This is a genomic window from Chryseobacterium sp. SORGH_AS_0447, from assembly GCF_030818695.1.
GTDB lineage: Bacteria > Bacteroidota > Bacteroidia > Flavobacteriales > Weeksellaceae > Chryseobacterium.
This window is the reverse complement of sequence record NZ_JAUTAR010000001.1, coordinates 2,073,623-2,091,278: the sequence shown is the minus strand read 5'-3', so window position 1 is coordinate 2,091,278 and position 17,656 is coordinate 2,073,623. Positions and strand designations below refer to the sequence as shown.

Below are 17,656 nucleotides of genomic sequence, written 5' to 3'. Positions count from 1 at the left end.
TTCCCATTGGGGCATCATCGAATGTTATTGATGGCGCCCTTTCAGTCATTGGGCTTCACCAAAGGCTGTTGATTACGCCCTTTCAGGGCTGTGATTCTATATTCAATTTTTTTCGGTCATTGGGCTTCACCCAATGCTGTTGATTATGCCCTTTCAGGGCTCTGACTCTACATTCAATTTTTTTTCAGTCATCAGGCTTCACCCAATACTGTTGATTTCAGCTATTCAGGTTTTTATTTGATATTTACCTGATGGGCATTGATATTTAATGAGCTTCCTTCCGTGTCTGTCGATAGGGTCAGTTCTGAAAAATTTTCGTTGGGGAAGAAGATTTCGGTCAGCACTTTTTCACCGTCATTGAAGAAGATTTCTATGGAAGTCTTATCCAAAACCACTTTCATTTTTGCATGGGTATACGGCTGGCTCAGCGGTGCTTTGGTAACCGGCGTTGCGTAATTTTTCCCGAAAGCTGTTTTTCCTGATCCGGAACGGTCGACGAAGAGTTCCCCGGTCTTATTATCCATTCCGAAAACCAGTTTTTCCCCCAATGAATTTTTCAGTACGAAAGTGTAGGTTCCGGCAGTCATTTTGCTTATATCCAACTCTAAAACGGCTTTGCTAAGGTCTATTTCCGATTTGCCAAACAGCTTATTTTCAGGTTGTACATTGATTTTTTTCTTTATGGATTTCCCCTGATAATTTTTCAGCTGGGAAACCGGAACATTCCTGAGGATATAGCCGTCTTTTGTTTTTTTGAGTGAAACTTCCCTTGCCACAGTCATACTGCTGCGCCACGCTTCCGTAGGAACTTCCTGCGCATATTCCCAATTGCTCATCCAGCCAATGATGATTCTCTTGTCCTGCGGAATATTGTCGAAGGAGACACTCGCATAGTTATCTTTCCCCCAATCCAGCCAGGCGGCTTTCTCTTTATGAAGCTGACGATTAAAAAGTTCATCCGTCTTAAAGGTTTTCCCGTCGAAATCACCGACAAAATACTGTCCGGCAGAACCTTTGTTCGGTCCGCCCGGATTGATGTTGACAATCAGCACCCACTTTTCTTCATTGGTTCCTTCCACTTTCAGCGGAAATAAGTCGGGACATTCCCAAACGCCGCCGTGCGCCCCTTCCTCCTTCCCGAATTCGGATTGGAATGTCCAGTTTTTCAGGTCTTTTGATGCGTAGAAGTGTGTTCTGTCCTGAGCGGCCAATACCATGATCCACTGTTGCCTTTTAGCATCCCAGAACACTTTCGGGTCTCGGAAATCACGGATTCCGGGGTTTTGAAGAACCGGATTGGAAGCATATTTTGTCCAGGTTTTGCTGTTGTCAAGCGAATAAGCGATTCCCTGGGATTCCACGTCTATTTTCCCGTCTTTTTCACGGTTGGGATTGTGATAGGTGTAGATGGCGACGACCGGATTGTTTTTGGAATCTCCAAAACCTGAAGTGTTGTTTTTGTCCACCACTGCACTTCCCGAGAAAATGTATCCTAAATCATCCGGATAAAGCGCAATAGGATGCTCTTCCCACTTCACGAGGTCTTTGCTGATAGCGTGTCCCCAATGCATCGGTCCCCATTTGTTTCCGTCGGGATAATACTGAAAAAAGAGGTGGTAGACGCCGTCTTTGTAATAGAGCCCGTTCGGGTCGTTCATCCAGCCTTTTTTGGGACTGAAATGGAAATTGGGCCGATAGAGCTGTTCTTCCGAGATTCCGGGATCCGACTGTGCGTGCAGACCGGAATGGAAGGCGACAGCGATGAGTAAAGTTGAGGTTATTTTTTTCATTACGATTATTTTTGTTTCACGCAGATTTTGCGGATTGGGCAGATTTTAATTTTTTTGGTTGAGTTTGAACGATTGTGGGACGTTTTAAATCTGATTAAATTTCATTCAGAATTGTATGGTTGTCAAAATAGTATTCTCAATGACGAAACTTATTTTATGACGAATCCCGCAGCCCGACCTGAGTGGAGCTCTTTTTCTGGCATTGCGGGAGTTGAATGTTTCTACTGACGGCTTGAGGTGGTTCGCAATGACAGAAAAAAGCGGGAACGGAGGACGGATACAGCTGCCCAAATCTTTACAATTTCTATTGCTGAAATTGACTGATTTTCATTCTTTCGTTAAGGCCTTGCTGAGTTTTTCGAGGGAAACACCTTTGGTCTCGGGCATCATAAAAATCACGAACAACAGCTGGAAAACCATTGCAACGGTAAAGACCAGAAATACGGTTCCTGCGCCGATGGTGGAAAATAAAGTCGGTATCATTGACGGAATAACCGCCGCCAAAACCCAGTGCGTGGAACTTCCGAAGGCCTGTCCCGAAGCCCGGAGATGGTTGGGGAAAATCTCGGAAATGAAAACCCAGATCACCGTTCCCTGACCGATAGCGTGCGAAGCAATGAACAGGAACAGGAATACCGGAATCGCCAGTCCTGACCAATGGAAATAAAACGCCATTGAAACCAGTCCCAATGAAATAATATACCCGACGGAACCAATATACATCAGGGTTCTTCTGCCAACCTTATCAATCAGATTAACGCCGACGAGGGTGAAAACCATATTCACAATGCCAATCCCGATGCTGCTGAGCAGTGCGGTTTTCTCACCCAACCCGGCCTCACCAAAAATCCTCGGTGCATAATACAAGAAGGCGTTAATTCCCGACATCTGGTTGAAAAAGGCAACCAAAAAAGCCAGCATCAGCGGGAAACGGTATTTTTTCATGAAGATATTTTCCTTTGGTGCTTCGGCGTGGTCGTCTTCCATCTGTTTGATGAGCGTGTCGGAATCCTGGTCCGGACTGATGACTTTCATTACATTTTTAGCTTCTTCTATTCTGCCTTTGGACACCAGCCATCTCGGACTTTCAGGAATGATGAAAACGCAAAGGGTATAGACAGCTGCCGGAATCGCCTGAACGCCAAGCATCCAACGCCAGTCGTTATCCCCGATTCCGCTGAGTAAATAGTTGGATAAAAAGGCCACCAAAATCCCTAAAACGATGTTGAACTGATAGAGCGAAACCAACCGGCCACGGTCTTTCGCCGGTGCAATCTCAGAAATGTAAGCTGGCGCAGCAATGGTAGACGCGCCAACGCCCAAACCGCCCATAAACCTGAAAAATGCAAAGAGATAAGGGTCGTTGGAACATGCTGTTCCGATGGCGGAAAGTGCATATAAGACCCCGATGGCCAGTAAGGTTTTCTTTCTTCCGAATGTATTGGTGGGGATTCCGCCGAAGATGGCTCCTATAACGGTTCCCCACAATGCCATTCCCATTACCACGGCCCCGTGGAAGACATCTGAGCTATGCCAGAGTGCCTGTAGTTTTTTATCGGCCCCGGAAATCACCACTACATCAAACCCGAAAAGAAATCCTGCCAACGCTGCGGTGACAGACCACATCACAATTTTATTCATTTGTATATATTTATTATTTTTTATGAGTCAGATGGAATCGCTCTTTCTTCATTACACTCACTTTTTCAAATGATAAGCGATTTCATTATAGAAAATTATTAATTTGCTTGTGGCTAATATATCCCGGGAAGGTAATCTGAGGGTCTAATTATGTAACAAAATATTTCGTCAGGGTTAATCATGTGTTAATTTATTTTAATTAATTGAAAATCAAATCATTGAATTTTAATTATTTTAATAAATTATAACGACGTTTCAAAAATGTAACATCATTTTATGAAAATGTTACCTGGTTTCTGAGATTTTTGAAACGGATGAACGAATATTGGTGTAAACAGATTACCCGGAATTGCAGGCCGGAATTTTCGAATCAGGGAGTGTAATTTTTTTGAGGTGAATACTTTGGCGAAAAAAGATACCGGTATCCGGCCCAACCAATAATCTTTGTCCACGCGAGCAACAGAGTTTGCCCAGAGGGACCATAATTTGATTACTCTCCTATAGTGTTTCCAAAATACATTAGGAGAAGCTTAAACATTATTTTTTGAAAATATTTTGGTAATATCAATAGCGTCAGGCTTCAGCCCGACGAAAAATGAAAGCAAAATGTTGGATTCAGAAACAGGATAAGTTTTGGCTAAAGCCAATTGTAGATTATATTTAGAAAACGGGCTAAAGCCCAATGTCATTAAGTTAAGGTCTTATAGATTTTTTTTATAGTTTTTAGTGACCTTTGGTTTCGCTCTGACTCTGTATTTTAAAATATTCCTTTTAAAGGATCTTTTGGGTCTGACGGGGATCATATGAGAAGCAAAAAGAATTTTAAGCTCTGCCACTATATCCTCTTTTTTTACATTGCTAAAGAGCAAATTCAAAATTCTGTTTTTCATCAAGCTGTAAGAAAGGGAAGTATTGACTTTGTACCGGTACTTCTTTTTCGTATCAACTTCATTAAGCTCCTGTTCGAGTTCTCTGACAATAAGGGTCTGTATATTGCTTACAAGCAAAGTAGAATAGAAATCCTGTAAGATGCTGTTGTTTGAGTAACCGGAAAATTCCTCCAGGTGAAGCTTGTTTTTGATTTCATCAAAATAGGTTTCTATGCCCCAGCGTTCAAAATATAGGGCTTTGAAAATCTCCGAAGGATAACAAGCCTCATCTAAAAGAGAGGTTGCAAGAACTTCGATGGTGCCATTATCCAGTACGACACGCAACAATCTTACCTTAAAAGTATAGTCTCTACCATAATCTTTTCCTGACAGATCTACGTTGGGAGAAGGCTTAAAGTCTGTTATCATACTGGATATTCCGCTTTTGACGAAATCTTTTATGGTTTGGTTCAAACCTACTTTTACGCGCATAAGGTAGTTAAAATTTCTTTTGTGATGCTGATAAAAGAAATCAAATGAAGCAAAACCACGGTCATATAGCAGCAGATCATTATGGCAACAATGAGCCAACAGCTCAAGAGCCTGTAAACGTTCATCAGTATCTATAGAAGAAAGTACCCCTTTTAAACAGATTTTATTGATTGTATCATACAGTACGCAGGCTTTGGCCTGTACGCAGGTATGAGAAGTCTGGTTTTTGGATACACCATAAATCTCTTCCAGCTCTCGGGTTTGAGGTAGATTAATTCTCGAACCATCAATAGCCAACAGACGAAGACCATTGAATTTGGTCTGTACTGCAGAATTATCTGTATAGAATTCTTCCACAAGCCGCTTGTTCAGATGAATAAAAACCTCGGGCTTTATCTTTTTTCTGTTCTGTACGTATGCACTTTTTGTAAAAGTATTCTGTGTCTGGCCCAAAGATCTTATATAGTGAATGAAATTTACAATCTCACAGGACAGGCTTTTGGTAATGAAGTTGAGCATAAACAAAAGCGTATTTGAAAAGCTCAACTTCCTTTTGCGGGTGAAATCTCTGCTACTCATCCTGTATTCATTACAAATAGCCACGCTGTGGATTTCCTCCTCCAATGATAATAAAATATCTGAAACATTTTTTTTGCATAATAAGAAAATGAAAGATTAAATCTCAAATTTAGCAAAAACATAACACTAAAAAATACTAACTTAATGACATTGGGCTAAAGCCCGTTTCTATTGATATTTTAGAATATAATTTCTTATGTATACAAGAAGCAAAAACAAGCATATTACAAACCTCTTCTCATTCTAACATCAGAGTTCTTTAGATTTAGCCGCCCTCACTCCTCTCCCACGCTCTTCCTGAACACGTTAGGCGATACACCAAACTTATTTTTAAAAACAGTAGAAAAATAATTCGGGGACGAGAAGCCGGTTTTGTAGGCAATTTCGGAAATGGTAAGCCCGGGGTTCTGCAGCATCGATTTCGCCTGTTCCAGGCGGATATTGTTGATGTAGTCGCTTACGTTCACATCAAACATCGCCTTGATTTTCCTGTAGAGCTGGATTCTCGAAATGTTGAGCAGGTCGGCAAGGTTTTCCACAGAAAAACCGGGATTATCGATATTGGTCTGGATGATTTGGTTGAGTTTGTTCACAAACGTCTGCTCCATACTTCCGAAGGATTTGCTGTCCACAATCCTGCCGATATTGTTGGTGTAGTAATAACGCAGTTTTTCCCGGTTATAAAGCAATGCACGAAGCGATTGGGTAAGAATCGGATAGCTGAAAGGCTTGGTGAGATAGAGGTCGACACCGGATTTCAGCCCCTGGAGATACGATTCCTTATTATCCAGAGCGGTGAGCAGAATAACAGGAATATGCGACGTTCTGAGGTCGTTTTTCAGGATTTCGCAGATTTCAAAGCCGTTTTTACCGGGAAGATTGACATCGCAGACGATGATGTCGGGAATTTCGTTCAATGCTTTGTCAACAGCGTCCGTACCGTCGGAAACCATCACCTCGAATTCGTTTTTCAGCTTATTGCTGAGGAAAAATGACAAATCCGGGTTATCCTCCACCAAAAGCAGTGAATAACGCTCGCCGGAATGGTCCTGATTATGCGGCAAATTCCCTTCATCGGCTGTGTCAAAAACTGCATTTTCCGCAAGAGTGCCGGCATCTGCCACACCCGGTTCCTTTATCATCTGGTCTTCATTGAAATGCTTGTTTCCTTTATATAAGCTGAGGACAAACTCCGTTCCCTGAAAAGAGCTGACCTCAATTTTCCCCAAGTGAAGCTCCACAAACTGACGGCTGAGATGAAGCCCGATTCCGGAGCTGTTTTTCCGGTTGTTGGAGCCTTTGAAATAAGCCTCGAAAACCTTACTGATTTCCTTCTCAGGAATTCCGATGCCGTTGTCTTTGAAGCTGATCACAGCCTGATTCCCTTTTTCCTGAATCGTAATTTCGATTTTTCCGTTGTCCGGGGTGAATTTGAAGGCATTTGATAAGAGGTTGAAATAGACCTTGTCCATCAGGTTCCGGTCGATGTAAAGTTCCAGGTTCTTGTTGGTACAGTGAATTTCAAATTTGATATTCCGCTTTTTGGCTTCATTTTCAAAATCCCTGAAAATCCCGTATGTAAAATCGTAAATATTGGTTTTGGATACCCGGAGATTGAAGGTTTTATTCTCAATTTTCCTGAAATCCAGCAGATTATCGACCAGCCGGAGCAGCCGGTTTGAATTTTTATTAATCAGTTCCAGTTCGTACGAAGGTTTTGTGCCTTTGGTTTTATATGAATCTTTCATTGATTCCAAAGAACTCAGGATAAGGGTAATCGGTGTCTTGAATTCGTGGGACAAGCCGGTGAAAAAATTAACTCTTGCTTCGTTGCTTTCCTTCAGTTCATTGGCGATGGTTTCAATCTGGTTCCGCTGAATCGTTATCCGCTCATTGGTCAGGATAAGCTGCTTGTTTTTAATTTTAATGGTATAAATCAGGTAAATAGCGTAAGCAACGAGGCAAAACATCAGAACCAGAAGGACAATTGACCAGCGGAACAGTTCTTTTTGCGAAGAATAGAGTTCGGTCTGTTTTTTTACGGCATTCACCTGATTTTCAATCACGCCCTGCTGTTCAATGATTTTGTCGAACTGGTTGCGCATAATCTCCGCATTCAGCCTGTCGATAATGGTGGTGCTGAGCTTGATGCGTTTCGGCGGCATTTGTCCGTTGTAGATTTTGATGGCGGTTTCAATAGCTTCCGTTCCTCCGGTCGGATAGAGCAAAGTGGCATTCAATTTACCGTCCAGAACCATCTGGATTCCGCCGTCTTTGGTGTTGAGCCCGTCCACGCCGATGAATTTAATCTGGTTTTCCAGACCGGCGTTTCTTGCCACCTGCCAGGCCTGGGCAGCCAGCTCATCATTAAAAGCAAAAACATACAGGCTCTGGTTTCCCAATGAATCCAGTGTTTTCCGGAAGGTATCTGCGGGAAGGCCTTTGAAGGTTTTTATCAGTTCCGTATCCGGATTGTTTTTGATCGTCTGCCGGAATCCCAGGCTTCTTTCAACGGTGGGCGAGGAATTGTCATCCCCTTTTATTTCAATGATTTTTTTAAGATTTTTGGAATCCGAAATAATGTATCGGGCCGCCTCCCTGCCGATTTCCACATTATCGGCCCCGATGTAAGTAGCATATTTATCAGAATTGATTTTCCTGTCTACCAAAATCACGGGAATTTTTTGAGCAGCCGCTTTTTCTACAACGGGAACCAGGGAATTCGGGTCAATAGGAGAAATGATAATAATATCCGCGTGATGATCAATCATCTTCTGAATATCGCGAATCTGCTTCTTAACCGAACCCTCTGCTTTGCTGATATTCAATTCCACCTCAGAATGCAGCGACGCCTGAATCTCCATTGCGTGATTCATTGACTGCCGCCAGGGATGATTGCCCAACCCCTGAGAAAACCCGATACTGATCCTGCCGGATTTTCCGGAAGTGTCTTTACAGGCCGATACTACTATGAGCAATACCCATAACCACCGAAAAACTTTCAGGAAATCAGAGATTTTAAATTTTAATTGAGCGGACATACGATCACAATATTAATAAAGATGTTTTACACCCGCAATTTTTGGTACAGGTATTTTAGACGAATCCGATGTTACCTTTCCAGGCGCATCTATTCAGGATGTAACCATTTCGTAAGTGCTGTAACCTCATCATACAAATCCCTCCGAAGCTTCACTGATGATATCACTAAAATATCGATAAGAAATCATTTTACGCCGGAAATAGGCGGACATAACAAAATCGAATTCTTTTGAACAATAAGTATATTTTTTATTATTAAAGATATTTTCCGGGAATAATATATATATTTGGGCAAGACGGTAATAAGTTCTGACTACTAATCAATATTGTAATTAAATAACAAAACCACTCAGATCTACTGAATGGTTTATTACTTACTTTAAAATTTTAGTTTATTTATATACTAAATTTTATTAGTTAGTGCTCTTTTCTGTTGTCAGCTTGCCAGCTAATTTTGAAACTTTCAAAAGGCCTTTTCCAAGTTTTTTAATGGATGCACTGTCCTTTGTATTCTCAGCTTTATCAGCGGCTTCCACCGTTGCACTGCCTAGTTTTTCCAGTAGACTACAGATCTTTTTACTGTCTTTATCCGCCATAGCATCTTTCAGTTTTTCAAGATCATGCAGTATTGGTGTAAATCCTCTTCGGTCCTTCAGAATCTTAATCCAACTTGTAATGCTTGGAGCAGCTCCTGTTTTCGATTCTTTTTCAATAGCGGTATCTACCAACTCGATTGTTTTTTCAACGTGTTCTAATTCAGAATGTTGTTCGTTTTTTTGTTCGTTCATAATTTTGTTTTGGTGTGTAACAGCTATCACAATACATATGCCAAAATTCATTTTTAAAAGAAAAATTAGTATATAAATATTCTTTAATTCAATATAAATCATGTACAGCTTTATAAAAAAGCCTGTAACAGAAAACTTGTTTTCCGGTTGCAGGCTTTATCATCAATTAGATGCGGATCTCTTGTCTGAGCACGTTTTTACCAGATAAATTCACAAGGCTGCTGTCTTTCCGCAATTACCCGTAAGGATTTTGTTACGTATAATCTAAGGAAGCAGCCCGGCTCGATATTATAAACATTTTTGCCTTTTATCAGAACCTGCATTCCGTTGGCTTTCTGATCAAAATTATAAATAACAATCTGTTGTTTTGGATAGATTTCTTTGAAATTAACAGACATTTTAACCTCTTCTCCGATAATATGGATCAACCTGTTTCTGTCGTCTACATCAAGGTTGCCCGAAGAATCTATCTCATAATGGTGCGGATCCAACCTAATGCAGTAATCTGATTCGTCATTAACGATTTCATCTTTCAGACTTGCGGTATTGCTGTTGCCAACAAAAACCTCCGCACTAGTACCGTTGATGCTTGATATACCACCGCTTGCAAAAATAGAACCGGTAAATTCTTTCGGCCCTGAAATTATCTGCATGGTGTCGGTTGTAACGTAATTACCAGGCATTACGTTGTTATTCCAAGTATTAATATTATTCTGAGTAATATTAAATACAGGATGAGTTTTAGGAATAAAGTTTGTGTTGACCCATGTTTGAGTCGAAAAGGTAGATAAATCGTACCCATTAACTTTATCTGCAATTCTTGCACTATCTACTCTTACTCCATAAGTATTAGAACCATTACCTCCTACTAAAGTTGGAAATGAATTTTGCCAAGGAATTTCAGCATCTACGTTTGACTTAGAAACTCCCCAAGGTGTTGTTCCACTTGAAATATCAAAAATGGTATGCCCATTTCCATAGTTTTTCCAGGCTAATTCTCCAACAACTTTACGTTGATTAATATATGTTGAACCACTCCAATTACTGTAATTTGGTATATAATTAGTAATAGTTTCATTAACCCAAGCTTGTGTAGATAACACATTTCCTTGGAATGTTGGTAACGATCTTGGGAAATCAACTACACCATTATTATTCAATGTCATACCAACTTGTGGTCCCGCAGCATATGAATTTGTAGTTGCAAATGCCATATGAGTACCATTACCCGCATTATTTTTAACATACATACCGGCCATTACACCACCTGAATCCGCATTAAAGAAACCAATTGATGCACCTCGATTATCACCAGTATTCGGTCCCTGACCCATTTCAAATATTAATGAATGTAAATCCTTATTATTAGTTAAACCATAATAAGCACCCACAGATTGTGATCTTTCAATAGTTTTTAAACCTGTGATTGATTGGGTATCTTGTTTAGTTAAAACTGTTTTCCAATCACTCCAACCTTGATCACCTGACCCAAAAGCTGAACCTCTAAATTTCATGCCACCTCCGGAGCGTTCAATCGTTAATTGTTGACGACCATCTGATGAATTTAAATTTAATGTTGTTGTGTAGTTATAACCACTGATTGGATTTTCTTGTCTATAAATTCCTGATTCTGAAACATTTTCAATATTTGAAGTATATCGTAGTACTTTAAATGCATTTGTTGACAATTGATAACCGGCATTTGCATGATTACCCCAACTATATGCGGTGTTCCATAAATTAGAATTACCAAAATTTTGTGTGATAATATTACCATCATTTTCAAATCTTACTTTTTCAAAGTAAGTACTTCCACCATCAGTAGAAAGACTAAATCCATAACCGATAGAGTCTGTACTACCACCTCTTTTAATACCTGTTTTCCATCTTTCATTATACCATGTTAGGACATGTCCTGCTGCAATATTGTAGGCTAAACTATCATGATATGGAATCACATGATTAGCCTCGGGTCCTAAAAATCTTACGATTGATGTAGACGCAAAATCTAAACTACCCGTTTTTGTTTGTGGTGTAGAATCAGTAGTAATAAAGTTACCACCCATATAACTTGAGAAGTTACCACTATGTAATAATGCGTATTGTGTACCACTATTTCTTCTGTAAGCTAATGTATCAGCAAAACCACCATCATAAATTCTATGTTTTTCCGAACCACCCTCTGAAAATACAATATCAGGTATGTCACCCGAAGTTGCTTCCAAATTTATATTACCATAAGAAGTTAATTGGTCAGAATTAAATAAATATTTTAATACTGTTCCGCTATTTGTATAAATTCTGAAATTTTGGGTTTCAACATTAACTGCAGGTAGTACACCATTACCTAAATAAAGTGTATCACCAACACCATTAAATAATTGACCACCGGTTAAATTATTTGAAACAAATAAACCACCGTTCCATCTAATAGTACCAATTTGATTCATTAATAATGCAGCATTATTATTATCACTTCCCGGAACTCTTAATTGGATATAATCACCATTACTACTATCCCAACCACGTTCTAAAACTGTTCTTTGTTCCCATGAAAGTTCACCAACTTTCATTAATTGATCTAAATTATTTGTAAAATCTATAGCTTCATTCTTAGCATAAAAATTTTCTTTTATCTTAGAATATACTGAACTATTAACTTCATATGCTTCGGCAAAACATAGATAAAACTCAAGATCAGCGTTTGGCCCATCAACATAAACGTGACCACCATTACCAAAAGACGAACCATGTCCACAAACAGACATACGAACATAAGTTTCCCATTTACCGGTACCATTTCTTGGTGTTAACCAAGTAACATTACCTTCATCACCTAAATAGTTTTCGGCATTTTGAAAAGTATATCCTACCGGAAGTTTAGCCATAAATTTTTGAACAAAAATTGCGTTGGCTCTGTGTGGTAAATCTAAAATAAATCCACCTAATCCCGGTGTGGCACCTAATGATGAATTATAATTAATTCTAAGTTGTTTTCCTGTTCTATTTGGTAATTGTTGTGATGACGTTTCATGAGTAATAACTACTGAACCATTACCTAAATTATTATAAACCTGAATAGAATTTGTCCCATTTTTAAATTCTTCATCACCATATAATGGATAAGCACCCTGTAATGCAAGATTTAATAATGATAATGGACCTAATTGTGAATTTGGTGAATTTCCACGTGCAAAACCTGAATACAACGTCTTATTTGCATTAATAGTTTTTTCGCTATCAATAAACTGTGTTGTATTTGTTGTTAAGAAATTATCAGGGTTAAAATGACCTGAATCCCAAACAATATATTGACCTCTATTATAAATTTGTCCCGGGAAATAGGTGTCACCTAAGGAATCTAATAATTTAGCTCTTCTTGTCAATGAACCAAATACACCCGCATATTGACTTACATAAATTTCTTCATTACCATCATCCCCTGTTGCCAATTCAACATAACCATTATTTGATCCATTATTTCCACCTTGTAATCTCCAATAATCATTATCCGCCATCATACCTTGGATACCTCCAAGATTGTTTTGGAAATTAATCGAATGTGACAAATTTTGAAGATATGTCGGTAAAAAACTATTCATGGTGGTTGTTAAATTACCATCATGTATAACTTCATTAAAATTCACGTCTTCAATACCATGCATAGTGCGGAATAATAATCTACCTTTACTTAACAAAAGTTGTGATTTATGTCCGTTACCGGGTGCACTACCTATAGTTATCCAGTTACCAGTCCATGATGTTATCCCACCTAATTGGGATGTAGTACCATTTATCCAACCAAATTTATTTTCATGTTCATCAAAATTAGTATTAACGGCGGTACCTCTCAATAAAGTACCATTTGATATCGTATTTAAATTATCAATAGTTGATTGACTTAAATGTTTGGTAGTTAAAATTTTTCTTTCAGGGTACCAAGAACCATCTGAAGTTTTTGTATTCGATAAGAATAAATCATCTTCTTCATCATTAGCACCAGCTGTACCCGTTAATCTCCATGCTTTGTAATTACCTGACCAACCCTTAACAATTAATGAAGACGCCCAATCACCACCATACACTGATGATGTATGGAAAATTGATGATACTCTATTATCAAGAGCACCAACATTACCATTAGGTAAATATCCCGCGTTAGTATCAGGATTACCAATAATCGTGGAATATCTTGTGTCTAATACTTTAAAACCATTTTTTGTTGGATTATGCACCCCACCTTCCGCAGTGGTTAAATTTAATACGTCCCCATTATCACCGTGACTATATGATGTTGTAGAAATAGAACGGTTATAACCTGTTTTCCACTCATTAGAATTACCATGAAGATCAGAATAGATTGTACTTCTAGCATATAATTCTCCTATATTATTAATATGCACTTTGAAATTAGATGAGTCGCCAAAATGGAAATTAATACCTTCATGGTATTGATTTCCACCAACAGAAAATTCTCCTTGTTGATATGAAATACCATATTGATCTGAATTTGCAAAACTCCAAATTCTATTTCTACCGGATACATAAACTGTATTTTGAAAACCATTTTGAGCAATTGCAATACCTCCTGTTTTAATATTACCTTTTGAATAAATACCAAAATCAGGAATATATTGTCTATCAGCAAATTTATCTGAAGCCAAAATACCTCTTGATAATATTCTTTGAGTTTCAACACCATTCCAAAAGGCAAAATCTTCCGGTGATTGTAAACCAATATATCCACCATATGAAAATTTTTGCCAATAATTACCAGAAGCCATATTATTCCAGTTATTAACGTCAGTTTGAGTAAAATGAACACTACTCCACATTTCTTCCCAATCAGACCAAGTATTTCCGTTTGTTAACGCCCTTTTAAATGTTCTATTTTGTGAAATAGACGCATCCGTTCCATAGGCAACCGCAGTTTGTGTCGCCCAACCATTATAATGATATTCACAAGTAATAAAAAACCAACTAAGACTACCTTTAGGTGCATTAAGTAAAGTAGCACCTCGAAAAATTCCGGTTTGTTGTAAATTATTCAAATCTGTGATACCTAAATCACTTAATAATAATGATTCTTTATTATTCCCTCTTTTAATTAAATGATCAGTATTTTCATTATGATAAATTGTTTTCCAATCATTATAATTACCGTTATTACGTTGTCTGAATTGAAATCTATTTGTACCACCGGTCATATCAATTCTTAACTGAGAAGCCCATAAACTACCATCCTGAGTACCATTTCTATGTTGGATATTTATAGTATGCCACCAATTATTATTCGCATTAATAGAACCTATCTGAGTTTTACCATTTAAAGAATCTAAATCAGTGATATAATTACCCTCATTATCATAGATTGCATGTACCGTATTCTGATTAACCCATGTTTGAGTTGCACCATCAAGTACAAAATTTTTCCAATTATTAACATCCGTTAAAGTAAAATCATTAGTCGCCCAATGACGTACCCAAGGTTGCCACCCACCATCCGTTCTAACTCTAGAAACTAAATTACCATTATATCTTTCTGACTGTATTTGAGTAGCGGTATATATTCCCTCAGTTTCATAATGTAATAACATTCTTGATCCATCTTGAGGTGTATAAAGGGTATAATCTCCCGAATTTAAAGTACCATGACCAATTGAATAGAAACCTGACTTAGTAACGTTATTTAAATTAATTGTATTCCCAGTATAATTAATCGGAATATTATTAAAATATTTTTCATTTGCTATATTAGTGTTCAATTCATTAGAGATAGTTGGATTATGTTGAATAGTATAACCTGATAAATCAGTTATTAAAAAACTATTCCAATCACCTGTTGAAGCATCTTTACTACCACCAACATATTTATCAACTATAATTTGTGGATAAGACCATTCAGTTGTTATATCATTTAAAATAACACATCTTTTTCCTGATGGTGATAACCCTATTTTTAATGTTGTGATATAATTAGTTGTACCAGTATTATTTTCATAAGTAACAGTAGCATAAATTGAACTGTAAATATGTATTTTTAATTTTTGTGGTAACTGTGCATATTGAATATTAGTAACACTAATTTCCAAATACTCTTGGAAAGGTTGAGCATCAGGAAATTCAATTACTATTGCACCTATAACTGATTGATTCCATACTGAATATTCAGTTGGTAAAAATCTTGTATGAGTACTACCATAACTATTACCATAATATCCAGTTTTAGTAAATCCTTTTTTATTTTCAATAACTCCAAGTGAAAGAATACCTAAATTAGGTATTGGTGTATCACCATAATTATTACCAACATATAAACCACCCGATAATATTTTTTGTTCAGTATCGGTTTCAGTTAATACACTAAATGGTTTATTTGTTTTTACAGATTTATATAATGTGTTTTCATATTGTTTCCAAATTTTTTGTCCATTAACTTTAACGTCACCACCAAATGGTTGTAATTCTAAAACACCATGTCCATTTGCATTAGATACTATAATTTGTCCATAATTAGTTGATGGTGTAGTAAACTGAATTGATGTATAATCTAAATTTTGTGATACTAATGCTAAATGTGCGTTTGAATTAAAATTAGACCCATTTGGCACCATAATATCCAATCTACCTTGTAACGAACCACCTGTCAAAGGTAAATAAGCCCCAACCGCGCTACTAATCTGATTAGTGACCCAATCTCTAAATGCAAATTGCTTCCACGTTCCATAATTACCGGAAGTAACACCTCTGAAAAAAATACCCTGATTATCATTAAATCCAATTTGACTACCATAACCTCCTGGATGAGAAGCAATGCTTAAAACAGCATTAGCATTATCAATAACAGGAAACATATTAGTAGATTCATTTTCAATTCTTTGATTAAATTTGAATTTATAATCTTCCAATAAAGTATTTGCATCAACAATTCCTGAATCACTGGAATATAAAAATTGATGCGTATGTGTAGTTCCTAATGAAGGAATTGCAATTGTACTACCATCATCTTTCAATAAATTATTTCCTGTTCCACCGTCTTTTATAAAAGATTCCGCTTTGATACCAGCATAGGAATCAACATCATTTTTAGTAAAATAAAATTGGGTGCCATCGAATTGCATTGTTCCAACACCTGCTCCGAAACTGTTAAATCCAATTATAGCATTATTACCTGTGAACCCGGCCACCCTTAACCTTGTATTGGTGTAGGAATTTCCACCTAAAGTATAAAATTCTTTGCGGCCATAAATCCCCTGATCAGTATCTGTTGTCATCAAGTTCAAATCAGACACAATCTCCGCATGCGTTCTTGTGCTTAATTTTTTCGTTGTAGAGTTCCAAACCACTACAGAACCTGTATCGTTTGGAACTCTTTTCACAATAATTTCGCCCTCGACAGCGATGTGATTATTAAAATATTCAGGTGCGATCATTAGTCTAGTCTTGCGGTTAAAGTAATTCTGTATTCATTTGGAGTAAGAGGTGCCAGTACATCGATCTGCACATCATTTGCTGTCGTAAGCGCATAGCTGACATTCATTTTTCTGTTATCGGAATTACGGTAGCAGATAAAATCGATATTCTGGCTATTCCAGCCATGGGTAATGGAAAAACTCACGGAAGAGCCGTCGCCGATCTGCCACGTTTTGGATTTTATTTTTGCATCCAGAACAGCCTTTGTAGACTTTGGAGTCATGGCTTTAACGGCATTGGTTCCCGCTAGAGCTTCAACATCCGTAGCAATCTGAATCAATCCTTTCACCGTATCTGTCGCATCCACAATGTCGGGAATCCCTTTTTCGATAATCTGGTAATTGGTCGTGACATTAGAGGCGTTATCGGCATTGGCAATAAGGTGGTCGCCGATAGAAACGGGTTCATTACCGATCCAGCCGTTTGCCGTAATCACCCATACCATCCCCGTTTTGATGGTTGCTGAAGTAACCGCCGACGGTGCGGTCATCGATCCTTTAACAGCAGATGGGATGTAGCCTCCCGGCTGATAGATCAGGGCTCCTGTGAGACTTTGCCCAACCAGGTTTTCGATATAGGTTTTGATCTTGTTGGAAGACCATGTAAATGTCCCCGACTGGATGGCATCATTCAGAAAAATGGAGACAATATCAGCATTGGTAAGATTTCGCCCTGCTATTTTAATGACGTGGCCTGAGCTGTTGGTAAGTATCTGGCTGAGCAAAAGGAGTCCGCTGGTCTGATCGGTCTGGAACGGATTGTTGGTGAGCGGATAATCAGGATGCACATAATTCTGAGCCAGATTGATCCATTCGGTTCCGTTCCATTGGTGTAGCTGGCCTTTGTAATCAATGACCCAGCCCGCTGGAACGCCGTCTGTACTTGGAAGTGAATCATGGTAGTGAAAACGGGTACGTCTCAGTTCCCCGAAAAAATTATCCTGATGTGCATTGTTGCTTATTACTGCGTTGTTGTTCATATG

At 38.2% G+C, this 17,656-nt stretch carries 7 protein-coding genes; all 7 read right to left on the bottom strand.

The genetic code is table 11. The features are described from left to right. Positions 1–233: 233 nt before the first annotated feature. Positions 234–1,790 carry a glycoside hydrolase family 32 protein gene (locus QE422_RS09745; protein ID WP_307457399.1) on the bottom strand — a complete coding sequence of 519 codons (1,557 nt, stop codon included), beginning with the start codon at positions 1,788–1,790 and terminating at the stop codon, positions 234–236. Between the two features lie 327 nt (positions 1,791–2,117). Beyond that, positions 2,118–3,431 carry a sugar porter family MFS transporter gene (locus QE422_RS09740; RefSeq protein WP_307457397.1) on the bottom strand — a complete coding sequence of 438 codons (1,314 nt, stop codon included), beginning with the start codon at positions 3,429–3,431 and terminating at the stop codon, positions 2,118–2,120. A 701-nt stretch (positions 3,432–4,132) separates the two neighbouring features. Next, a complete protein-coding gene (locus tag QE422_RS09735) occupies positions 4,133–5,371 on the bottom strand; it encodes an IS4 family transposase (RefSeq protein ID WP_307454373.1) in 1,239 nt (412 codons plus the stop codon). Positions 5,372–5,646: 275 nt separating this feature from the next. Beyond that, positions 5,647–8,412 (bottom strand): substrate-binding domain-containing protein, encoded by a 2,766-nt coding sequence (locus QE422_RS09730; RefSeq protein ID WP_307457394.1) that lies wholly within the window; start codon positions 8,410–8,412, stop codon positions 5,647–5,649. Between the two features lie 414 nt (positions 8,413–8,826). Further along, positions 8,827–9,201: a hypothetical protein gene (locus tag QE422_RS09725; protein WP_307457391.1), complete on the bottom strand. Its 375-nt coding sequence runs from the start codon at positions 9,199–9,201 to the stop codon at positions 8,827–8,829. Between the two features lie 197 nt (positions 9,202–9,398). Continuing rightward, positions 9,399–16,634 carry a pyocin knob domain-containing protein gene (locus tag QE422_RS09720; protein ID WP_307457388.1) on the bottom strand — a complete coding sequence of 2,412 codons (7,236 nt, stop codon included), beginning with the start codon at positions 16,632–16,634 and terminating at the stop codon, positions 9,399–9,401. Next, positions 16,634–17,653: a hypothetical protein gene (locus QE422_RS09715; RefSeq protein WP_307457384.1), complete on the bottom strand. Its 1,020-nt coding sequence runs from the start codon at positions 17,651–17,653 to the stop codon at positions 16,634–16,636. The genes QE422_RS09720 and QE422_RS09715 overlap by 1 nt, the downstream gene beginning before the upstream one ends. Between the last annotated feature and the right edge of the window lie 3 nt (positions 17,654–17,656).

Bases quoted from the DNA above. Each gene is read 5' to 3' on its own strand.
- QE422_RS09730 (WP_307457394.1), bottom strand. From the start codon at position 8,412: ATGTCCGCTCAATTAAAATTTAAAATCTCTGATTTCCTGAAAGTTTTT.
- QE422_RS09735 (WP_307454373.1), bottom strand. From the start codon at position 5,371: ATGAGTAGCAGAGATTTCACCCGCAAAAGGAAGTTGAGCTTTTCAAAT.
- QE422_RS09740 (WP_307457397.1), bottom strand. From the start codon at position 3,431: ATGAATAAAATTGTGATGTGGTCTGTCACCGCAGCGTTGGCAGGATTT.
- QE422_RS09715 (WP_307457384.1), bottom strand. From the start codon at position 17,653: ATGAACAACAACGCAGTAATAAGCAACAATGCACATCAGGATAATTTT.
- QE422_RS09745 (WP_307457399.1), bottom strand. From the start codon at position 1,790: ATGAAAAAAATAACCTCAACTTTACTCATCGCTGTCGCCTTCCATTCC.
- QE422_RS09725 (WP_307457391.1), bottom strand. From the start codon at position 9,201: ATGAACGAACAAAAAAACGAACAACATTCTGAATTAGAACACGTTGAA.
- QE422_RS09720 (WP_307457388.1), bottom strand. From the start codon at position 16,634: ATGATCGCACCTGAATATTTTAATAATCACATCGCTGTCGAGGGCGAA.